Origin of the sequence: Enterococcus ureasiticus, from assembly GCF_001730285.1 — a bacterium.
In the GTDB taxonomy this organism is placed as follows: domain Bacteria; phylum Bacillota; class Bacilli; order Lactobacillales; family Enterococcaceae; genus Enterococcus_L; species Enterococcus_L ureasiticus.
The window spans coordinates 64,914-85,972 of sequence record NZ_MIJZ01000014.1; the positions used below are offsets into that span (position 1 = coordinate 64,914).

Annotated in this window: 20 protein-coding genes; 4 read left to right on the forward strand and 16 right to left on the reverse strand. The window is 37.8% G+C overall.

Annotation, left to right across the window (positions count from 1 at the left end; all coding sequences use genetic code 11):
- Positions 1–15 precede the first annotated feature (15 nt).
- The 7 genes from BCR21_RS11145 to BCR21_RS11175 form a co-directional block, all read right to left on the reverse strand.
- Positions 16–438: an Asp23/Gls24 family envelope stress response protein gene (locus BCR21_RS11145; protein WP_084013296.1), complete on the reverse strand. Its 423-nt coding sequence runs from the start codon at positions 436–438 to the stop codon at positions 16–18.
- Positions 439–463: 25 nt separating this feature from the next.
- Positions 464–697 carry a DUF2273 domain-containing protein gene (locus BCR21_RS11150; protein WP_069646541.1) on the reverse strand — a complete coding sequence of 78 codons (234 nt, stop codon included), beginning with the start codon at positions 695–697 and terminating at the stop codon, positions 464–466.
- A 12-nt stretch (positions 698–709) separates the two neighbouring features.
- Positions 710–1,273 carry an alkaline shock response membrane anchor protein AmaP gene (gene amaP / locus BCR21_RS11155; RefSeq protein WP_069646542.1) on the reverse strand — a complete coding sequence of 188 codons (564 nt, stop codon included), beginning with the start codon at positions 1,271–1,273 and terminating at the stop codon, positions 710–712.
- 198 nt (positions 1,274–1,471) lie between these two features.
- Positions 1,472–2,653, reverse strand: coding sequence for an AI-2E family transporter (locus tag BCR21_RS11160; protein WP_069646543.1), 1,182 nt, complete (start codon positions 2,651–2,653; stop codon positions 1,472–1,474).
- Between the two features lie 248 nt (positions 2,654–2,901).
- The gene (locus tag BCR21_RS11165) at positions 2,902–4,590 is read right to left on the reverse strand and encodes a ribonuclease J (RefSeq protein WP_069646544.1); all 1,689 of its coding nucleotides are present in this window, start codon (positions 4,588–4,590) and stop codon (positions 2,902–2,904) included.
- Between the two features lie 31 nt (positions 4,591–4,621).
- Positions 4,622–5,494 (reverse strand): 4-hydroxy-tetrahydrodipicolinate synthase, encoded by an 873-nt coding sequence (gene dapA / locus BCR21_RS11170; protein WP_069646545.1) that lies wholly within the window; start codon positions 5,492–5,494, stop codon positions 4,622–4,624.
- Positions 5,495–5,760: 266 nt separating this feature from the next.
- Positions 5,761–6,816 carry an aspartate-semialdehyde dehydrogenase gene (locus tag BCR21_RS11175; protein WP_069646546.1) on the reverse strand — a complete coding sequence of 352 codons (1,056 nt, stop codon included), beginning with the start codon at positions 6,814–6,816 and terminating at the stop codon, positions 5,761–5,763.
- 332 nt (positions 6,817–7,148) lie between these two features.
- Between BCR21_RS11175 and BCR21_RS11185 the strand changes: the two genes are divergently transcribed.
- Complete coding sequence (locus BCR21_RS11185) at positions 7,149–8,795, forward strand: alpha-keto acid decarboxylase family protein (protein ID WP_069646548.1); 1,647 nt, start codon at positions 7,149–7,151, stop codon at positions 8,793–8,795.
- Positions 8,796–8,887: 92 nt separating this feature from the next.
- Entirely contained in the window at positions 8,888–9,346 is a 459-nt protein-coding gene (locus BCR21_RS11190) for an S-ribosylhomocysteine lyase (protein WP_069646549.1), read from the forward strand.
- Positions 9,347–9,391: 45 nt separating this feature from the next.
- Here BCR21_RS11190 and BCR21_RS11195 read toward each other — a convergent pair whose 3' ends face one another.
- Entirely contained in the window at positions 9,392–10,210 is an 819-nt protein-coding gene (locus BCR21_RS11195) for a ZIP family metal transporter (protein ID WP_069646816.1), read from the reverse strand.
- A 159-nt stretch (positions 10,211–10,369) separates the two neighbouring features.
- Here BCR21_RS11195 and spxB point away from each other — a divergent pair, with 159 nt between their 5' ends.
- Positions 10,370–12,097 (forward strand): pyruvate oxidase, encoded by a 1,728-nt coding sequence (gene spxB, locus BCR21_RS11200; protein WP_069646550.1) that lies wholly within the window; start codon positions 10,370–10,372, stop codon positions 12,095–12,097.
- Between the two features lie 44 nt (positions 12,098–12,141).
- On the opposite strand, the gene BCR21_RS11205 is transcribed toward spxB, so the two are convergent.
- The 3 genes from BCR21_RS11205 to BCR21_RS11215 all read right to left on the reverse strand — a co-directional run bounded on the left by BCR21_RS11205 (position 12,142) and on the right by BCR21_RS11215 (position 14,154).
- Complete coding sequence (locus tag BCR21_RS11205) at positions 12,142–12,396, reverse strand: CsbD family protein (protein ID WP_010760943.1); 255 nt, start codon at positions 12,394–12,396, stop codon at positions 12,142–12,144.
- Positions 12,397–12,494: 98 nt separating this feature from the next.
- Positions 12,495–13,094 carry an alpha/beta hydrolase gene (locus tag BCR21_RS11210; protein ID WP_069646551.1) on the reverse strand — a complete coding sequence of 200 codons (600 nt, stop codon included), beginning with the start codon at positions 13,092–13,094 and terminating at the stop codon, positions 12,495–12,497.
- A gap of 118 nt (positions 13,095–13,212) precedes the next feature.
- A complete protein-coding gene (locus BCR21_RS11215) occupies positions 13,213–14,154 on the reverse strand; it encodes a helix-turn-helix transcriptional regulator (RefSeq protein WP_069646552.1) in 942 nt (313 codons plus the stop codon).
- Positions 14,155–14,239: 85 nt separating this feature from the next.
- Between BCR21_RS11215 and BCR21_RS11220 the strand changes: the two genes are divergently transcribed.
- Positions 14,240–14,683, forward strand: coding sequence for a VOC family protein (locus BCR21_RS11220; RefSeq protein WP_069646553.1), 444 nt, complete (start codon positions 14,240–14,242; stop codon positions 14,681–14,683).
- A gap of 64 nt (positions 14,684–14,747) precedes the next feature.
- On the opposite strand, the gene araA is transcribed toward BCR21_RS11220, so the two are convergent.
- From araA to BCR21_RS11245, 5 genes are read right to left on the reverse strand one after another with little or no spacing between them, the layout of a single operon-like run.
- Positions 14,748–16,175 carry an L-arabinose isomerase gene (gene araA, locus BCR21_RS11225; RefSeq protein WP_069646554.1) on the reverse strand — a complete coding sequence of 476 codons (1,428 nt, stop codon included), beginning with the start codon at positions 16,173–16,175 and terminating at the stop codon, positions 14,748–14,750.
- A 28-nt stretch (positions 16,176–16,203) separates the two neighbouring features.
- Complete coding sequence (locus BCR21_RS11230; RefSeq protein ID WP_069646555.1) at positions 16,204–16,899, reverse strand: L-ribulose-5-phosphate 4-epimerase; 696 nt, start codon at positions 16,897–16,899, stop codon at positions 16,204–16,206.
- A 17-nt stretch (positions 16,900–16,916) separates the two neighbouring features.
- Positions 16,917–18,524 (reverse strand): xylulokinase, encoded by a 1,608-nt coding sequence (locus tag BCR21_RS11235; RefSeq protein ID WP_069646556.1) that lies wholly within the window; start codon positions 18,522–18,524, stop codon positions 16,917–16,919.
- Positions 18,525–18,560: 36 nt separating this feature from the next.
- Positions 18,561–19,523 (reverse strand): glycoside hydrolase family 43 protein, encoded by a 963-nt coding sequence (locus tag BCR21_RS11240; RefSeq protein WP_069646557.1) that lies wholly within the window; start codon positions 19,521–19,523, stop codon positions 18,561–18,563.
- 14 nt (positions 19,524–19,537) lie between these two features.
- Positions 19,538–21,055 carry an alpha-N-arabinofuranosidase gene (locus BCR21_RS11245; protein WP_069646558.1) on the reverse strand — a complete coding sequence of 506 codons (1,518 nt, stop codon included), beginning with the start codon at positions 21,053–21,055 and terminating at the stop codon, positions 19,538–19,540.
- Positions 21,056–21,059 lie beyond the last annotated feature (4 nt).

Sequence of the window (21,059 nt, forward strand, 5' to 3'; positions counted from 1 at the left end):
TATATCTACTACCTATTAGCTGTTGCCCTTATTGTCATCGCTATCTTTCCCACGATATTTTTCTAAATATTGTTCTTTCGTCATAACATCATCTACGCTCATATTAAATTCAACTAGCTCTAAACCGGTCATATAAGCAATTGCTTCTTTTACTTTTTCAACGGTTTGATCAAAAACATTTGAAATATTGACATCGTATTTGCAAATCACTGATACATCAACAGCCACTTGTTTTGTGCCAACTTCTACTCCCACGCCTTTAGTAACGTCTCCATTGTCTCTAAAACGGTCTGCGAAATCTGTGAAAAGGTTGCCACTCAGCCCTAAAATTCCATCGACATCTGAAATAACCACACCTACGATTTTTTTGATTACGACATCACTGAATGTTAATTTCGCTTTTAATCCACCTGTGTTGTTTTCTACTGCTTCTGCCACTTGCATTCACTCCTTCAAAATAATTTTAAATTCCTATCATAGATCGAATTGACTCTATCAAGGAATAAATATCCAAATCTTCATCTCGCATTTTTCCGATAACATATCCTACTACTGCAAAAATCAGTAAGACCAATGTTTTGCCAAAACCGATCAGTAATAGAAGGAGCGCTAATAGGAAAAATAGGGTGGTCCAAATAATTCTAAAGCGATAAGGTTTAAGCTGTTTAATCCAGCGTTCTTTCTTCTCTTGATCCATGGCGTCTCCCTCCTATACCACTCGTGATTGTTTTTTACCAAAGGTAGTGGATTCTGTTGGTTCTTTTTCTCTTAATTGAACTGTTACACGGCTATCAATTGATTCCAGGGCCGTATTTAATGCGCTTTGTATTGTTTCTTTTATCTCTTCTCCTAAAGGTTGAAAGCGATCTTTACTTCGAACATCGACTCTTAATTTAACCGCCACTTTTTCTTTCCCTTTGATTTTAATGGTCATTTTCGTTTTATCCGGATGAATAATTGTGCTGTAAGCCTCTTTCACAATTTGTTCAACCGTACTTTTAGGAATCTCTATCCGATTCTTGCCAGCTTTTACGATCAGACGTTTTCTACGCCCGGAAACTGAAAGTACAACAATCAAGCTGAGAAATAAAAGACCTCCAAGAATAAGTAACAGCCATTCAAAGAACGTGAATAACCAAGGATAACTGTAAAGAAGCCCATCTACTTCGTAAGATAACCGAGGAATGTCGATCAACTGACTAAGTAAGCCCAATGTTCCGACAAACAATAGGAGTATGATTAATGCAAAAATAATTTTCAGCAATCGTTTCATATACTTCCCTCCTTTGAGACTAATTGTTTTGCTGTTAATTAAATTGTAACGCCTAAAAAAAAGTATTACAAAAGATATGAATTTCTTTTTTGCGCTGGATAAGATTTATACTTGCAGAAATTATATAAAAAAGAACGATTGAACCACGGTCTGCCTGCAAATAATCTACTAGGCCCTTAGGTTTAATCGTTTCTTTATTTATTCATCTAAATATTCTTCTTTAGAAAATTCAGTATCTTCATACTCACCACTATCTCCATAAAATTGGTTGTAGCGCTGTTTAAATTTACGGAAAATATAGGTAACTAAGACTTTAGCAATCGCATAAATCGGAATTCCGAAGATCAATCCGAACATACCTAATAAGTCACCCATTACCAATAATACGATCACGATTGTCAGTGGATGCACAACGAGTCGTTTACCCATCACTTGTGGTGCTATCAAATGACCATTTAACATTTGGACTAGCATCCAAACTAAGCTCATTTTAATAAACATGCCAAATGACACCATCAATGCCACGATTGCAGCTGGAACAAAGGCAATCACAGGTCCAATGTATGGAATAACCGCTGTGATCCCAACAATGATCGATAAAGTTCCAGAATAAGGTACTTTGACCAGCCAAAAACCGATAAACGTCAAAATACCGATCGCAATTGAGACTAAAATTTGTCCTTTTAAATACGCACCTACTTGACTGCTCATTGTTGCACCGATTTCTTTAGCATCACTTCTAAAACGCGGGGGTATAATCTTTAAAACAAACGAAAAGAACTTCTGATCGTCTTTTAATAGGAAAAAAGTAATGATCGGAGCCGTTACCATCACCAACGCAAAACCAGTTAAGGTAGAGAAAACCGTAGAAGCTCCTTCCACAGCTTTGCTAAAATAACTGCCAATTCCATCTGAGACATTATCAAACCATCGTTGAATGCCATCTAAAGCATTTGCTAAAGGTTTCTCCAAGGCAGAATTATGGAATAAATCAGTGACCATTTTGTTTAAATCCTCCATATACTGCGGAAAACTTTGGATCAAGCCGTCTACTTGTTTTTGCAAAATCGGAACAACTAAAATAATGCCGACAACAATCAATGCAACCAACACAATAAAAATTGCTGAAACGCCATAGACCCGTTTCACTTTGTGTTTTTCTAACCAATTGACAACTGGATTGAATAAATAATATAAAATCAATGCTAAAATTGTTGGTCCGATAATTGTTTTAAAAACAACGCCGATTGGTCCAAAAATAAAGCCTACTTGATGAAAAAGAAAAATCACAGCTCCTAGCAACAATAAAGCAACTAGCGTGAATAATAGATTTTTACCACCTAGAAATTTGATCCAGCGTGTTTCTTGTTTCTTTTCCATTTTCTTCCCTCCTTAAATTAAAAGTGTCATGAGCTCGTCTAGACTCGTAGAAAAACAGGAAAAATCAGAAAGTAGTGCCTTTTGCCACATTTTGATTTTATCTTTTCTCTGATAAGCTAGCCCATGAAACTAGATAATATCACTTCTTTATTGTAGCGAAAAAAACATTATCTGTAAAAAATAGTCCCTTCATCGTTTAAACAGAAAATCACTCAGTCATTAAACAACTGACTGAGTGATTTTATTTATTAATTCGCTGCTTTGCGCCCTTTGCGTTGTGTTGCTTCCATAATAACAGGAAGAATCACTGGACGGCGTTTTGTTTGTTCAAACAAGTAACGACTCAACTGTTCACGAATATCTTGTTTTAATTTGCTCCACTCAAAATCGCTACTTTCAAGATGTTTTTCAACGATCTCAGTTACGATATTGCTGCTTTCTTTCATCAAGTCTTTGCTTGTTTTGACATAAACAAAACCTCTTGATGTGATTTTAGCAGGCGAAACGATCCGTTTTTCACGACGATTGATTGTCACAACCGCTACGAAAATACCATCTTCAGATAAAATTCTACGATCGCGAAGCACGATATTTCCGATATCGCCAACACCAATTCCATCGATCATAATATTATCAGCCGTCGTACTACCAGCAACGTTCATTTTCTGTTTATTGTATTCAAGGATATCTCCTCGACCAGTAATGAAAATATTTTTGTAAGGAATACCCAATTCATGTGCTAAATCAGCATGTGCTGCTAATTGACGATACTCACCTTGAATTGGAATAAAGTGTTTTGGTTTCATTAAGTTTAACATCAACTGTAAATCGTTTGGAGTAGCATGACCAGAAACACGCATATTATCAGAGATTTGTTTTACTAAACCGCCAGCGCGGTATACGATATCTTCTGTCTTGGCTACGGCTGTCTCCATCGCAGTAGTTGGCGTTGTTGTGATATACACCAAGTCGCCTTCTTTGATTTTGATGACACGATGTGTCCCATTGGCCATTTTTTGTAATGACTTGATTGGCTCACCCATTGTTCCTGTTTCTAAAATCACTAATTGATCTGCTTGATATTTTTTCATATCTTTCACACTAACGATCAAATCTTCACTAGGTAATTTTAGTTTGTCTAGTTTGATAGCTGTATTGATGATTCTTTGGAAATCTTGACCAGTTAAAACAACTTTTCGGTCAGATCGATGTGCTGCATCTAAAATTTGTTGTACGCGTTGTAAGTTACTTGCGACGCAAGCCACAATGATTCGGCCTTCCCAGTAACGGATCGTATCGAAGACTTCATCAGCAATCTGCAGCTCAGAAACAACCTGAGTAGGATTTTCTGCATTAGAAGAATCACTCAATAATGCTAAGACTCCTTCGTTACCAATTTCAGCTAAACGACCAAAATCTGTTTGATACATCGGGATCGCACTTTGGTCAAACTTGAAATCTCCTGTGTAAACGATATTGCCTTCTTTGGTTTTCAAATTGATTCCGATAGAATCTGGAATCGTATGTGTGGTACGGAAAAAACTAATTGTAGCATGTGCAAAATCGATTTCTGTATGAGCATCGACCACATGGAAATCATTAAAATCTTTTGAATCTGCATGATCTCCTACGTTTAATTTTGCTAACTCGATTGTTAATTCAGTACCGAATACTGGTACATGAACTTTAGATAAAAGGTATGGTAATGCTCCGATTGCATCGGCATGACCATGTGTTAAGAAAATTCCTGCAACACGGTCGATATTTTCCACCAAATACGTAAAATCGGGGATCACCACATCAATTCCTAATAGCTCATTTTCTGGATATTTTAATCCACAATCCAGTACAAAAATTTCATCTTCCACTTCTGCGATGTACATATTTTTACCATTTTCACGAACGCCGCCTAAGGGAACGATTTTTATTGTACTCACTCATTTCACCTCTCTATATTCTCATACCGAATCAAAGATCCAGTATGCTTAAAATTTTCGCTTTTTCTTCAGATGTACATGATACAAGAGGTAAACGCAAATCACCAACGGAAATGCCCATTTGATTCAACACAGCTTTTACTGGAGCCGGAGAGGGTACTGAGAATAATGCATTCATCTTCGGTAACAACTGACGTTGAATGCCAGCAGCTTTTTTGATTTCTCCATTATCCAGTGCTTGGAACATTTCGTACATTTCAGTACCAAACACATGGCTGGCAACTGAAATTACCCCTTGTCCGCCTATCGCTTTTATTGAAAAAGCTAAGGAGTCTTCTCCAGTATACACTAAAAAGTCTTTTGGCGCCTTCTCTACTAACTCGGTCAACGCATCTAAACCAAAACATTCTTTGATCGCAATGATATTTTCCAATTCAGCTAAGCGTAAAGTTGTTGCTACATCAAGGCTTGCCACTGTTCTTCCCGGAACATTATATAAAATAATCGGCAAATCACTCGCCTCAGCAATTGCTTTAAAATGTTGATACAATCCTTCTTGATTCGGTTTATTATAATAAGGCACGACTGCCAAACCTGCATCGATTCCTCGAATAGCTGAAAGTTCTTTTACAAACTCGACTGAATCACGTGTATCATTGGTTCCCACACCGCAAATGATTGGCACTCTTCTATCAACTAAGCGGATCACTTCATTAAACAAATCGATTTCTTCATCATGTGTCAACGTTGGTGATTCCCCTGTTGTTCCAGCTAAAATAATTCCTTCTGTATGATGATCAAGCAAATGTTCAACTAACTGAGGCAGCTTATCAAAATCGATTGCGCCACTTTCATCAAAAGGTGTGACCATTGCTGTAATTATCGTTGCATTTTCTAAATTCATACTTACTACCTCCTAATTTAAAAGCGTAGCGGGCTCGTCCAGTCTCGACTGAAAAATAGGAAAATATGCTTGTGACGCTTTTTGTCACAGGCATATTTTATCTTTTTTCCGAGAGACTAGCCCGCGAAGCTAGATAACACATGGTGACAACATTCCACTCCGCTATACCTTATACTTTTCAACATCAGTTCACTTCATCACTGCGTTTCAAATCAAAAGCGAAATGGGTTCATTCAGCCTCGACCGAAAAAAAGTCTAGATACTATTTAAACCCTCACCAAATCCATCTCATGTAGTGTTTCTGCAATTTGAACGGAATTCCATGCAGCACCTTTTAATAAATTATCAGAAACGACCCACATATGGTATCCCTTGTCAATATCGATATCTTGACGAATTCTTCCTACAAACGTTTCTTTGCGATCAATACTCGCTAAAGCTTGCGGATAAATTTGCTGACTTGGATCATCTTGTAAAATAGCTCCTGGAGCTTTTGCAATCAAGTCTTTAATCTTACTAACGTCAGAGCCCTCTTCTTTAACCTCAATGTAAATCGATTCAGAGTGACCAGATAATACAGGAATACGGACACACGTCGCAACGACTTTGATACTGTCATCTTCCATGATTTTCTTTGTCTCATTAATCATTTTCCATTCTTCATACGTATAATCAGCCTCCGCAAAGACGTCAATCTGAGGTAATGCGTTGAACGCGATTGGATAGTGTTTTTTGTCACCACCAGATGGCAAAATATTGGCTTCTAATTTGTCTGCAGGTGTACCATTGATATACGCCAACGCTTGTGTTTTCAGTTCTTCCATCGCATTGATCCCTGCTCCGCTGACAGCTTGATAAGTAGAAACAATCAAACGGTCCAAACCATAAGCTTGTCTGATTGGCTCAAGTGCCACCATCATTTGGATCGTCGAACAATTTGGATTGGCAATGATTCCTTTATGGCGTTTCAGTGCTTCTGGATTGACTTCTGGCACCACTAAAGGGACTTCTGGATCCATTCTGAAATGACTTGTATTATCGACAACAACTGCTCCGCGTTTAACTGCTTCTGGGGCGTATTGTTTTGAAATATTTCCACCAGCGCTGAATAAAGCGATATCTATACCTGTAAATGACTCAGGTACTAACTCTTCAACTACAAGGGTTTGCCCCTTAAACGTTACTTCTTTTCCCGCAGAACGTTTTGAAGCTAAAAGTTTTACCTGATTCATTGGTAATGATGTTTCTTCCAACATTTCAATCATTTTAGTGCCAACCGCACCGGTTGCGCCTACCACGGCAACATTATATTTTTTTTTCATACTTATTGATCTCCTCTCAAATTCCTGAAGAAAGTTGCTTTTACTATTTTACCATAATATTGCCTTTTACTACATAGGAAGTAAAATGATTTTGCTTTAATTTTGTCAAAAAAGAAAAAGAAAATTTAGAATCATAACATTTCAAATTGATTTTTAATAGCGTTCTTATGATTCGAGCATCATAGTCGACTATTTTTTTTTGCAGTTTTATACTTGCTCTGCAACTTATTTTTGTTGGCTTCATACTTGTATTGTCTTTGACGGGAAATGTTTTATCTTTTCCTGTCAGAGCTGGACGAGCCCGCAACGCTTTTAATTTAGGAGGATGTTCAATGTACACCATATCAGATTATTTACTAGATCGTTTAAAAGAATTAGGAATTGATGAAGTATTCGGCGTTCCTGGAGATTATAATTTACAATTTTTAGACCATATCACAGCTAGAGAAGACCTTGAATGGGTCGGTAATGCGAATGAGTTGAACGCTGCTTATATGGCTGACGGTTATGCGCGTACTAAAGGAATTTCTGCTTTTGTAACAACATTTGGCGTAGGAGAATTAAGTGCGGTCAATGGCTTAGCAGGCAGCTATGCGGAAAATGTCCCTGTTATTGAAATTATCGGTTCACCAACAACAACTATTCAAAAAAATAAAAAACTGGTTCATCATACGTTAGGCGATGGTGATTTCCTCCGCTTTGAAAAAATGCATGAAGAAGTAACCGCAGCAATTGCTCATTTGACGGCTGGAAATGCCACATCTGAAATTGACCGTGTACTGAATGTTGCCATGACTGAAAAACGTCCAGTTTATATTAACTTACCAATCGACATCGCTGAAATAGAAATAACCAAACCCAATAAACCTTTAAGACAAACGACAGAAAATTTAACAGATGTTGAAGCGACTATTTTAACTAAAGTTGAACAAGCATTACAACAAGCTGAAAGCCCAGTTATCATTGCTGGACATGAAATCTTAAGTTATCATATAGAACACGAATTAAACGAGTTCATCCAAAAATTTAATTTGCCAATCACTACTTTACCATTAGGAAAAGGCGCTTTTAATGAAGAAGATTCACATTATCTAGGGACATACACAGGCTCACCAACTGAAGAACCGATGAAAAGCCGTGTTGATAATGCTGATTTAGTTTTACTTTTAGGAGCAAAATTGACAGATTCAGCAACATCTGGCTTTAGTTTTGGCTTTACAGACAAACAAATGATCTCTATTGGATCCACAGAGGTTAAATTTTATGGAAAAAAATATGAAACAATTCAGCTGGATCGTTTTGTTTCTGCACTGTCAACTCTCACTTTTTCTAGATTTACAGGTGAAATAACTCCCGTAAAACGTAGGTCAAACACAGAAATAAAAGATGAAAAACTAATCCAAAAACGTTTCTGGGAAATGGTGGAAGCTTTTCTGTTACCAGGAGATACTATCGTTGGCGAACAAGGAACCTCTTTCTTCGGACTGACGAATGTTCCACTAAAAAAAGACATGCATTTTATCGGCCAGCCCTTATGGGGATCGATCGGTTATACTTTCCCTTCTACTTTGGGTAGCCAAATCGCGAATAAAGGCAGCCGTCATCTGTTGTTTATAGGAGATGGTTCATTGCAACTGACTGTTCAAGAATTAGGAACTGCTATCAGAGAAAAACTTACGCCGATTGTTTTTGTCATCAACAATAACGGTTATACTGTTGAACGGGAAATTCATGGAGCTACAGAGCAATACAATGATATTCCTATGTGGGATTATCAAAAACTACCACTAGTTTTTGGCGGAACGAGCCAAACTGTTGCAACTTACAAAGTCACTACAGAAGTTGAATTAAATGATGCGATGACGTCTGCTAGAAAAGATACTGAACGATTACAATGGATCGAAGTGGTGATGGATCAAGAGGATGCGCCAGAGTTATTGAAAAAATTAGCAAAGATTTTTGCAAAACAAAATTCATAAAAGAGTTACTGTTACAACGCAATCTATTGACTTTCCAATGTATTTTGTTATAGTTAAAAGCGACATTTACTTAATCTGAAGGAGTGAATAATATGGCACGCGTTGAAAGTTTTGAATTAGACCACAATACAGTTAAAGCCCCTTATATTCGTTTAGCGGGTACTGAAAAAAATGGTGAAGCATTGATCGAAAAATATGATCTTCGTTTCTTACAACCAAATGAAGATGAATTACCAACAGCTGCAGTTCATACATTAGAACATTTATTAGCAGTGAACTTACGCGATCATTTGGAAGGAATCATCGATATTTCTCCTATGGGTTGCCGTACTGGCTTTTACATGATCATGTGGAATGAACATTCTCCAAAAGAAATCCGAGATGCTTTAGTGAAAGTCTTGAACTTTATTGCTGAAACTGATTTTGTTCCTGCTGTTTCTGCTAAAGAATGTGGAAATTATAAAGATCATTCTTTATTTTCTGCGCAAGAATATGCGAAGATCGTCTTAGAAAAAGGAATCAGTTTAGATCCTTTTGAGCGAGTTTTATAATAAAAAGAAACCAAGTCTGGGTATTCAGACTTGGTCCTTTTTTATTTATCCTAAAGCAACATCCAAAATCATCATAATAATAAAACCAAGCATCACGCCGAAAACGGCAAAATGTCGTTTACTCGTCACTGTTTGCTGTGCTTCTGGAATCAATTCTTCGACAACCACATAAATCATCGCACCTGCAGCAAAAGCCAAAGCATACGGCAATAGCATTGTAACTTTGGTCACTAAGACTGCTCCAATGATCCCAGCAATTGGTTCGACAATTCCTGAAGCTTGCCCATAAAGAAAGGCTTTTTTGCGGCTTAAATTTTCTTGTCTAAGTGGAATCGACACTGCAGCACCTTCTGGAAAATTCTGTATCCCTATCCCTAACGCTACAGAAATTGCTGCTAATACCGCTTTTTGCGGATCATCTGCTGAATTTGCTGCGCCAAACGCGACTCCTACTGCTAAACCTTCTGGAATATTATGTAAGGTAATAGAAAAAACTAATAAAATCGTCCGTTTTAAGTGACTTGGCAAGCCTTCTTTTTCATGATTTGGTCCAAAATGCATGTGAGGCAAGGTTTTATCCGCAACATACAAAAATAACCCACCTAGGCCAAAACCAAAACTAACGACAAGCCAAGCAATACTCCCATTTTCTTCTGCCTGTTTGATTGCTGGATCTAGCAAAGACCAAAAACTTGCGGCAATCATCACACCTGATGCAAAACCAAGCATCATATTTAGAACATCCTTTTTTATTTCCTTGAAAAAGAAAACTAATCCAGCCCCCAAAGCTGTCATAAAATAAGTGAAACCCGTCCCTACTAATGCTTGCTGCCAAGCTTCTAACGATAACAACCAATTAGTAATTGCAAACACCCCATCTTTCCAAAATACTTTTCATGACTTAACTTTATCATACTGATGATTTTATGACCACGCCTAAAGTCAAAAATGCTTTCAGTTGGTACAAATATTTAGAAAGAGTATACTCAATGTAGAAGTAATTATAGAAATGGAGTGAGGTAAATGACGGAAACAATCAATGCCGCTGTCGCAATGATCAAAGTATTGGAAAGTTGGGATATCGACCATATTTATGGAATTCCCGGCGGATCTTTCAACTCCACCATGGATGCCTTATACAAAGAAAGAGAAAACATCAATTACATTCAAGTTCGTCATGAAGAGGTAGGTGCTTTAGCTGCAGCCGCAGATGCTAAATTGACTGGAAAAATTGGGGTAGCTTTCGGCTCGGCCGGCCCTGGTGCTACTCATTTGATCAATGGATTGTATGATGCTCAAATGGATCATGTTCCTGTCTTGGCTCTCTTAGGTCAAGTTGCTACAAATTCGATGAACTACAACTCCTTCCAAGAATTAAACGAAAACCCAATGTTCGCTGATGTCAGTGTCTACAACCGAACAGTTATGACGCCCGAAAGTCTCCCCCATGTCGTGGATGAAGCAATCAAAGCAGCTTATAAAAACAAAGGTGTTGCAGTCGTAACGATTCCAGTCGATTTCGGAACAAAAGAGATTCCTGCAAAAGAGTTTTCAACCGCGAAGAATCATCGAAAAGGGGTAATCATGCCGAATTACAATGATCTTAAAAAAGCGATTCCTCTAATCGAAACAGCCGAAAAACCCACTCTTTATATTGGGCAAGGCACGCGCAATGCTTGGTCTGAAATCAGAGCATTCTCAGAGCACTTTTCAATGCCTATTATTTCAGCTGTCTTAGGAAAAGGAATTGTTCCTGACGCTTATGAAAATTTCCTTGGTTTTGCCGCTCGCGTCGCAACAAAACCGGCCAATGAAGCTTTAGCAGAAACTGATTTGATCATATTTGTTGGTAGCGATTTTCCTTTTGCAGCTTATTTTTTTAATCCTGATGCTAAATTTATTCAAATTGATATTGATTCAACAAAATTAGGTCGCCGACACAAAACAGATGTCGCAATCTTAGGGGATGCCAAAGAAGCCTTAAAACGTCTGGTTGAATTGGGAGAATATCGTCCGGTCGATAGATGGTTAAAAGCGAATCAAAAAAATAAAGAAAACTGGATCGCATGGTTAAGAAGCTTCGATGATAAAGCGGATAAACCACTGCGCGTAGAACCTGTCTTCAAAGAAATTCGTAGAATAGCAGATAAGGAAGCAATTTTTGTAACAGATGTTGGGAATACGACAGTTCATGCCATTCGTCTTTTAGACATGAACGGCAACCAGAAATTTACAACTTCTGGTTGGTTTGCTACGATGGGCAATGGTGTTCCAGGCGGAATCGCTGCCCAACTTAGTTATCCTTATCGTCAAGTATTCACCTTAAGTGGCGATGGGGCATTTGCCATGGTCATGCAGGATATCATTACCCAAGTAAAATATAAGCTACCTATTATCAATGTTGTGTTTTCAAATGACTCTTTTGGTTTTATTGAAGCAGAACAAGAAGATAGTGAGCAAAAGAAATTTGGGGTCCATTTAGAAGGAGCCGATTTCGGTAAAGCTAGTGAAGCGCTTGGCGCCCAAGGATTTACTATTACAGAATACAGCCAATTAGAGCCAGCTTTTGAAGCCGCTAAACTTAGTGAGCGCCCTGTTGTGATCGATGTGAAAATTAGAAATACTCGACCATTGCCTGTTGAGGAACTGGTTTTAGATCCTGAAAAATTTAGTGCAGACGAAATCAATGCCTTTAAAGAAAAATATGAAGTTCATGATATGCCTGTTTTGAAAGAGCTGTTGAAACATTAAAAAAACAGCAGGTGCGTTTTTTACGCATCTGCTGTTTTCATATTTTATTTATCGTCATGTTTATGGAATTTTTCTTTGATATCTTCAAAACCTTCTTTGATTTTATCGCCTAATTTTTCAGCGCCATCTTTGATATCATCACCGGCATCACGAGCTTTGTCTTTTACATCGCCAAAAGCTGATTGCGCTTTACCTTCAAGTTCTTTACCTTTATCATCTGTTACTTTACCTTGAACTTCTTTAGCTGTTCCTTCAACTTTGTCTTTTGCATCATTTACGCGTCCATTTAAATCTGCCATGTGAAAATCCCTCCTAGTTAATTTATATTACATAACTAGGATAGCATCATTTTAAACTTGCTACAAACGATTCGCTTTGTTTTTTATCAACGAATTATTTAGCGCCCACTCAACCATTGTTTTGCTTGATTGATTTCGTCCATAGTTATTTGATGACCTGAATTTGTCTTCGTAATTGTAACTGCTGCTTGGCGATTTTTTAATTGTTGAACCAGCTGATTTGAAGCTTCCTTTGAAACAATAGGGTCATTTTCACTCACAGACAACCACAGCTCCTTATCAGCAAGTGGAAAATCTTGGGTATCGACACCTAAAGACATTGGGTGAAACAAAATAGCATACTTGATAGCGGTCGTACGTTCCAACAACATGTGTGCCGCAATATTAGCACCGTTCGAATAACCAACAATAACCCATTCTTCTAAAGGTATACCTTTTTCTTCACTAACTGATGTGATAGATTGGATCAGGCGGTCACTTTCTTCTTCTAGACTAACTAGGTCAAATTGATTCAACCCGTTTCGCTTAAAAAAGCGATTCATCCCTGATTCTTGAATTGTTCCGCGAAATGAAAGTAACGTAGCCTCTTCATCCAAGAAACGAGCAATGTCGAGCAATGATGTTTCGTCTCCTCCAGTACCATGAAGTAATAGTAATTTTTTGCCGTTGGGCGCACCTTTTTCAAATAGATAATGCATTTTTTTCCTCCCTTTTCTATTGTTTTTAGGACGAAAAATGATCCATCCAAAACGCTTACTTTTTGTAAGTTAAATTCATTTTAACACCTTTTATGTTATTTGTCACTTTTACAAAATGCTATAACTGACCCCAGTAATCAGCAAAGGATGCCGCTTTTTTTGACAGACTTGCTTTTAATTGAGTCGGCTCTATTTGTATAATTGATTTTCCAAACCGAAGCAAGTAATTCGTAATAAATTCTTCCTCGGTTATATGGTAGTACCCGCTAATCAAATAATTTTCTTCAGATACTTGGATTGACATTGAAGGGTAGTTTTCCTTAGAAAAAATATCTTTGCCCTTTTCATCAACTTTGATTGAAAATGACGTTAGTTGTTCCTTTTGATAAAACGTTTCAGCTTTTTCTAATAGCATTTCAAGTGGTAGTGAATCTTGACGGTTTTCTTCTTCTAGTGACTCAATTTTATCGCAACGAATGACACGAATTTGTTGGGTTTCAATCGTCCAAATTCTAGCATACCATTGGCCAAACTTAGAAGAAAGCTGAATAAATTGAGCCTTGATGGACACTTTTTCTTGCTTTTTTGCATACCGAATGTTAAAGATCTTTTCATGAAGGATTCCTTCAACGATTTCTTTTAAATACTGACTGACATTGCTGTGATTGACTTGCTCAAGTGTAATGATTTTACGCATTAATAAAAGTTTTTGCTGTAACTTCTCTGGCAGAACCTGACTATATTTTAATTCAAGTGTACTGCTTTCCATGTTGAATGGTGTAGAGCGATAACCTTTTAACGTTAACAAAGCAAAATAAAGAGCATAAATCTCACCTTCTGTAAATAAACCTGGAGCCACTATCCGAGTATCCAACAGTTGATATTTACCATATCTTCCAAGTTCAGAGTAAATCGGTAGACCAATTTCTTCAAGTGACTGTATATCTCTCAGCGCTGTACTTTTTGAAATGTTATATCGATCGATCAATTCTTTTAAATTAAAACTATTTTTATTGGCTAAAAAAAGAATCATATCATTGATGCGTTCTGCTTTTTTCATAACTCCTCCTAAAAAGTATCATGTTTTGACACCTTTGATCAGTATACTAAAGGTGGAAAGAAAATAAAAGAAATGAGGAATTCATATGACTTTAGAAATTGCAGTATTTTTATCCATGAATGGACGTGCTGAAGAGGCTTTGGCGTTTTATAAAAAACATTTAGGAGCTAAAGAGCTACTCGTTGTGACCTATGAAGACATGGCCAAAAGAGATGACAGTTTCCTAGTGACAGAAGAAAATAAACAATTCATTTCCCATTCAGTTTTACAAATTGGTCAAACGAAACTAATGATTGCAGAAGATTCAATGGATCCAACCCAATCATTTAAAATAGGTAATAACTTTTCTTTGTGTATTCAAAGTGCTGATTTAGTCGAAATTGAAACTTTTTATTCCAATCTAACATCAGATGATCGTGTCAAAATCATTGTACCGTTGAATCAAAATGTTTTCAGTGGTGCTTACGGGATTGTAGAGGATCCTTTTGGGGTGCAAATTCAGTTAATGCATGATGAACGCTTAAAATAAACAAAAGCCAAACAATTATGATGAGAAGTCCATCATAATTGTTTGGCTTACTTTTTGCTTAAAACTATTTAATCAGTACAAAATCCAAATCAACCATTTTCGCCCAAGCTACGATTTGCTTGGAAGAAAGGTTTAAGGAAACAACGGTATGATGCCCCCCACCGCTTTGGATCCAAGAATGAACGCCTGATTTAAAATCAGGTTTTACTTTCCAAAGAATTCTGGCAACAGGTAAATGAGGTGCTGGTTCAGTTGGTTCAAATGCATCCACTTCATTGATCAATAAACGATAATTCGTGCCAAAATCGGCCATAGAAACAACCACTCCTGACCCGGCTTTGCCGTCAAAAACTAGACGAGCTGGATCTTCACGATTGCCCATACTCAATGGCGAAACCACGATTTTTGGCTTATTGACTGCTAGTGTCGGATCCACTTCCATCATATGAGATTGCAAAATCGCTTCTTTTCCTGGTGTTAGTTCATACGTATAATCTTCCATAAAACCAGTATTTTCATTGTGAGCCATAATTTTCATCATACGATCGATCGCAGCTGTTTTCCAATCTCCTTCACCTGCAAAACCATAGCCTTCCGCCATTAAACGCTGAACAGCTAAGCCTGGCAATTGTTTCATACCATATAAGTCCTCAAAATTACTTGTAAAAGCTGAATAGTTGCCCTCTTCTAAGAAACGGCGCAATCCGATTTCGATCCGAGCTTGTTCTTTAACATGTTTAGTCCAAACTTCTTCTGCATATTCTCCAAGTTCAAAATCATACAATTTTTTATATTCGGCAAACAATGCATCGATTTCGGCATCTGTTACTTGATCGATTACGGCAACCAAATCGCCGATACCATAATAATCAACCACCCAGCCAAACTTGATTTGCGCTTCAACTTTATCCCCTTCTGTCACAGCAACGTTCCGCATATTATCACCAAAACGAGCAACTTTGATAGCAAAACTTTCCGCATAAGCAGCTGCTACATCCATCCACTCAGAAATTTGTTTTTGAACAGATTCATGCTGCCAATACCCAACGACTATTTCATTATTGATCTTTAAACGAGCATTGATAAACCCATATTCCCGATCCCCATGAGCTGCTTGATTTAAATTCATAAAATCCATATCAATCGTGCTCCATGGGATACTTTCGTTATATTGCGTGGCTAAATGCAACAACGGTTTTTGTAGTAATTGCGTGCCTCTGATCCACATTTTTGCAGGAGAAAATGTATGCATCCATGTAATTACGCCAGCAACTTCATCATTGTAGTTTGCTTCTTTCATAATCCTTGTAATGACATCCGCTGAAACTGCTAATTCATCTTTCAAAACGATTGGATATGGTAATTTTCCACTTTCATTTAATCCAGTTGCAATTTCCTGTGCATGCTTTTTTACTTCTAATAATGTTTCTTCTCCGTATAAATGTTGCGAACCTACGATAAACCAAAATTCTTTTTTACCTGTCTTTAACATATTTGTTTCGCTCCTTCAAAGAATTCTTTTATTTTTGACCATAATAAGCATCGGTCCCGTGCTTGCGTAAATAATGTTTATCTAAAATACGTTGCGGTAAGGTTTCAGCAAAATGATTGAGCTCTCTAGCAAATAAGTTCATTTTACACACTTCGTCCAAAACAACCGCATTCATTACTGCACTTTTTGCATCCTTCCCCCACGTGAAAGGACCATGACCATGAAGTAAAATACCTGGAACTTCCATAGGATCGATGTTTCGCCTTTCAAATGTTTCTATGATCACATTACCTGTTTCTGTTTCATATCCTTGATTGATTTCAGCCTGATTTAAAAAACGTGCACAAGGAATTGATCCATAAAAAGTATCCGCATGAGTTGTGCCCATCGCTGGTACATCTAATCCAGCTTGAGCCCAAATCGTCGCCCAAGTTGAATGGGTATGCACAATTCCTCCAACCTTAGGAAATTTTTGGTATAACACCGCATGCGTAGGTGTATCTGAAGATGGGTTTAGTTTTCCTTCAATTACTTGTCCATTTAAATCACAAACGACCATGTCTTCAGCAGTCAATGTTTCATAATCAACGCCACTAGGTTTAATCACAAAAAGTCCTTTATCACGATCGATCGCACTGACATTTCCCCAGGTATATTTGATCAGTCCTTGTTTAGGCAATTCAAGATTTGCTTGAAAAACTTCTTCTTTCAGCTGTTCTAACATCATTGATTCCTCTCTTTCTACTGCAGGTAGTCAACGGCTGCTTGCTCGATTGGCAGTCCTTTTTTATAACAATCAATAAAAAGCTCAAAGCCAGCTTTTTCTTCTTGATTTGGACCCACAGTGTTTTTTTCAGCGTTAATGAATATCGTTTGAGTAAGGTAATTCGCTAAAGTCAATTCCGCTGTCTTTTCGCGCATAAAAGCGGCTAATAAAGCAATCCCCCAAGCACCGCCTTCTCCAGCATTTTCCATCACAGAAACTGGCGAGTCCATCACTGATGCCACAACTTTTTGACAAACTTCTTTCGTTTTGAACAAACCGCCATGTCCGACAACACTATCGATCCGTACCGCTTCCTCTTTTAATAGAATATCCATACCGATCTTTAATGCGCCAAAAGCCGAGTATAAATGAACTTGCATAAAATTAGCCAAATTAAACTTACTCTCAGGTGTGCGAACAAACAAAGGGCGCCCCGCTTTGATTCCCGTAATATTTTCGCCTGAATAATACCCGTAAGAAAGCAAACCACCACAATCTTTGTCCCCTTCGAGTGTTTTTAAAAATAAGGTTTCAAATAATTCTGTTGTTTGGATGGGTACACCGATCATTTCAGCAAATTCTTTAAATAGTTGTACCCAAGCATTGATCTCTGACGAGCAGTTATTCGCATGAACCATCGCCACTAAACTACCAGATGGTGTTGTGACAATATCAATTTTCGGGTAAACTTTTTTCAACGGTTTGTCTAAAACAATCATAGCAAACACAGAGGTTCCAGCTGAGATATTTCCTGTATGCTCTGCCACACTATTCGTTGCAACCATTCCAGTTCCAGCATCTCCTTCTGGCGGGCACATCGGAATTCCACTTTGAAGAGTTCCGCTTATGTCTAACAGTTTTGCTCCGCTTTCAGTTAATTGACCAGCTTTTTCACCCGCTATGCGGATTTCAGGTAAGATCTGAGTTAATGTCCATGGATATCTTTGTTCACGAATCAAATCGTCAAATTGTCTTACCATGCCAACATCATAGTTTTTTGTGGCGGCATCAATTGGGAACATGCCAGAAGCATCTCCGATTCCTATGACTTTTTTACCAGTTAATTGCCAATGAATATAGCCAGAAAGGGTTGTAATATAATCAATCTCCTGTACATGTTTTTCATCATTCAAAATAGCTTGATATAAGTGTGCAATGCTCCATCTTTGAGGAATATTATGCTCAAATAATGCGGTCAGTTCTTTTTCAGCTTGTTCAGTTGAAGCGTTTCTCCATGTCCGAAAAGGAACGAGTAACTCTCCATTTTTATCAAATGCTAAATAGCCATGCATCATACCGCTAAAGCCGATTGAACCAATAGTTGTAAGTACTTCACCATATTTTTCTGTGACTTCTTTTGCCATAGTTTGATAACTGTCTTTTAGTCCTTGCCAAATATCGTTAAGCGCATATGTCCAATTTCCATCTTCTAAACGATTTTCCCATTCATGACTGCCTGAAGCAATCGGGGTATAATCTGAGCCAATCAATACAGCTTTGATGCGCGTCGAACCAAATTCAATGCCTAACGAGGTACGACCATTTACAATATCTGCCTTGATGCTATTGTTTTTATCATCCACAGTTAGCCCTCCAATACTAATTGTTTTATCTCTGATTCAACGAACTGGTTCTCCAAAAACTGGAAATCCCTTCTCATCCCATTCGAAAATTTGTGCTCTTGCATGACGATTTGGATTGTTTAAAGGATCACCTACCTTGTTTGGTTCTGGTCTAGCATGATAAACGATTACATCACGTTTGCCATCTTCACTGACTGTAAATGAATTATGTCCTGGACCAAATTGTTGATTTTCGGGAGAACTTTTAAAAACAGGTTCAACCGTTTTATTCCAAGAGAATCCATTCAGTAAATCACTCTTTTCATCTGCCCATAATAAACCCATAGCATAATTTTCGTCTGTCGCACTACCTGAATACGTGATAAACACTTTACCGTTTCTGATGATTGCTGCGGCGCCCTCGTTCACAGAAAATCCAATTTTTTCCCAAGGATATTCGGGCACTGATAATAGCGTTTGTTTCCCTTTTAGAGTCCAAGGATTTTCCATCTCTGAAATGTATAAATTAGAATTACCCGGAATGACCGGATCTTGCTGCGCCCATACGTAATAAAGACGTGCTTGATGTTCAAACATCGTACCATCCAAGCTAAAACTTTCAAATTGGGTCTTGATTTGCCCTTTTTCTACCCAATTTGTATTCATAGGATCTTCCTCAGCATTTTCAATGACAAACATGCGGTGATGATGGTTTTCATTGCGAATTTCCTCGTTGTCACTTGCGGCAAAATAGATATACCATTTCCCTCGTACAAAGTGGATTTCAGGTGCCCAGATCAAACAACTCATTGGTCCTGTTTCTGGCGCCTTCCAAACTGTTATTCGTTCTCCATTTTCTAAATCATTTAACGATCTAGCCCGACGAAGTTCAACCGATTTATAACCTGGCACTGAACCAGTAAAATAATAATAACCATCACTATGTTTATAGACCCAAGGATCAGCTCTTTCTAAAACAATTGGGTTTGTATAAATTTTTTGCGGATTTTCCCCTGACATAGACATTGACTCCCTTATTTTCCAACTCTTATCACATTCCAAGAATAAGGTGCGGCAGTGATGTTGATTTGATTGTTCGTAAGACTGACGCGCCCTTTTACCTCTTTTGGTTGAACATTAGTTGGATTTTCTCTTGTATTTGTATCTTCTAAATTTTTACTAGATAATTCTGAGTGACTAATTTCTCCTGAGAAATCAATCGTTGTGTTTACAACAATCTTTTCTTCCTCCGCGGAACGATTGACGATAAAACAAATCAATTCTGTTTCTGAATCCACAACCACTGAATCGATATATGGCACCTCTTGATAGATATCGGTATGATAAAGAGTCCCTGATGAAACACTTTGTAAGACAGTCCCTTTCGCTAGATTACTCAAATCTTTCATAACAAAATACGTTGGATTACACCACGATTGTCCCATGGCATCCGTCAATATCAAGGGAATCGTATTCACTAACAAAGACTGACAAGTAATTTTGATACGATCAGCCCGTCTTAAAATCGATAAACCCATTGAAGCAAATAACAACGTGTCTTCCATCGAAAAGTGACACCAATCAATTGGACTACCTAATTCAAAGTTGCGATGTTCTTTTTCTGGAAAGTTGTGAACATTCCATTCATCAAAAGCCAAATACATTGTTTTGTCACTGCGGACTAATGCTTTTACGTAATCACATGTGGCAATCACCGCCTCGATCTGCTTATCAAATTCAATGGAACGAGCTAAGTAAGTTGGTGTATCGTCTGGCTCGCGCGGCGCCTTTTTGCTTAAATCCTCATCTTGACAACGATCGATATAATTATGCAATGCCAAATAATCAACTGTTTCATATGCTTGTTCTAAACTAACGCGATCCCATTCAGGGTAAGAATCCAATTTGGGAGTGGAACTTCCGACTAGAACTGTTTCGATCGTGTCATCAACCAATTTCATCGCTTTTGATGCTTCATTTGCTAAACGTCCGTATTCATACGCTGTTTTTCTACCTATTTGCCAAGGTCCATCCAGCTCATTCCCTAAACACCACACTTTAACATCGTGTGGTTTCTTAATCCCATGAGATTTTCGCAAATCACTCCAGTAAGTTCCTTCAGGAAAATTGCAATATTCAACAAGATTACGTGCATCATCGATCCCTTTTGTTCCAAGGTTGACCGTCATCATAGGTTCAGAGCCAACTAATTTGAGCCAATCAAAAAATTCGTTCAATCCAAAAGTATTTGGTTCAATCCCACGCCACGCAAGCTCCAGTTTTGTTTTTCGATTTTCTATCGGTCCAATCGTATCTGTCCAGTCATAACCTGAAGTGAAATTTCCACCAGGATAACGGATAATCCCTAAATTTAATGCTTTAATTTTATTTAACACATCTAAACGAAAACCATGTTCATCGGCATCCGGATGTTCTGGCTCGTAAATCCCTGTATAAACCACGCTGCCCATCTGTTCGATAAAAGAACCAAACAATCGCGGACTGATTTTGCCCACTTTAAATTCCTTATTTATTTCTATCGTTGTCGGCATACTT

What these genes read in the sequence shown, in the direction of transcription:
- BCR21_RS11240 (WP_069646557.1), bottom strand. Translation starts at nt 19,523, where the DNA reads ATGTCAGGGGAAAATCCGCAAAAAATTTATACAAACCCAATTGTTTTA.
- spxB (WP_069646550.1), top strand. Translation starts at nt 10,370, where the DNA reads ATGACGGAAACAATCAATGCCGCTGTCGCAATGATCAAAGTATTGGAA.
- BCR21_RS11245 (WP_069646558.1), bottom strand. Translation starts at nt 21,055, where the DNA reads ATGCCGACAACGATAGAAATAAATAAGGAATTTAAAGTGGGCAAAATC.
- araA (WP_069646554.1), bottom strand. Translation starts at nt 16,175, where the DNA reads ATGTTAAAGACAGGTAAAAAAGAATTTTGGTTTATCGTAGGTTCGCAA.
- BCR21_RS11175 (WP_069646546.1), bottom strand. Translation starts at nt 6,816, where the DNA reads ATGAAAAAAAAATATAATGTTGCCGTGGTAGGCGCAACCGGTGCGGTT.
- BCR21_RS11160 (WP_069646543.1), bottom strand. Translation starts at nt 2,653, where the DNA reads ATGGAAAAGAAACAAGAAACACGCTGGATCAAATTTCTAGGTGGTAAA.
- BCR21_RS11150 (WP_069646541.1), bottom strand. Translation starts at nt 697, where the DNA reads ATGGATCAAGAGAAGAAAGAACGCTGGATTAAACAGCTTAAACCTTAT.
- BCR21_RS11190 (WP_069646549.1), top strand. Translation starts at nt 8,888, where the DNA reads ATGGCACGCGTTGAAAGTTTTGAATTAGACCACAATACAGTTAAAGCC.
- BCR21_RS11210 (WP_069646551.1), bottom strand. Translation starts at nt 13,094, where the DNA reads ATGCATTATCTATTTGAAAAAGGTGCGCCCAACGGCAAAAAATTACTA.
- BCR21_RS11230 (WP_069646555.1), bottom strand. Translation starts at nt 16,899, where the DNA reads ATGTTAGAACAGCTGAAAGAAGAAGTTTTTCAAGCAAATCTTGAATTG.
- BCR21_RS11215 (WP_069646552.1), bottom strand. Translation starts at nt 14,154, where the DNA reads ATGAAAAAAGCAGAACGCATCAATGATATGATTCTTTTTTTAGCCAAT.
- dapA (WP_069646545.1), bottom strand. Translation starts at nt 5,494, where the DNA reads ATGAATTTAGAAAATGCAACGATAATTACAGCAATGGTCACACCTTTT.
- BCR21_RS11205 (WP_010760943.1), bottom strand. Translation starts at nt 12,396, where the DNA reads ATGGCAGATTTAAATGGACGCGTAAATGATGCAAAAGACAAAGTTGAA.
- BCR21_RS11185 (WP_069646548.1), top strand. Translation starts at nt 7,149, where the DNA reads ATGTACACCATATCAGATTATTTACTAGATCGTTTAAAAGAATTAGGA.
- amaP (WP_069646542.1), bottom strand. Translation starts at nt 1,273, where the DNA reads ATGAAACGATTGCTGAAAATTATTTTTGCATTAATCATACTCCTATTG.
- BCR21_RS11220 (WP_069646553.1), top strand. Translation starts at nt 14,240, where the DNA reads ATGACTTTAGAAATTGCAGTATTTTTATCCATGAATGGACGTGCTGAA.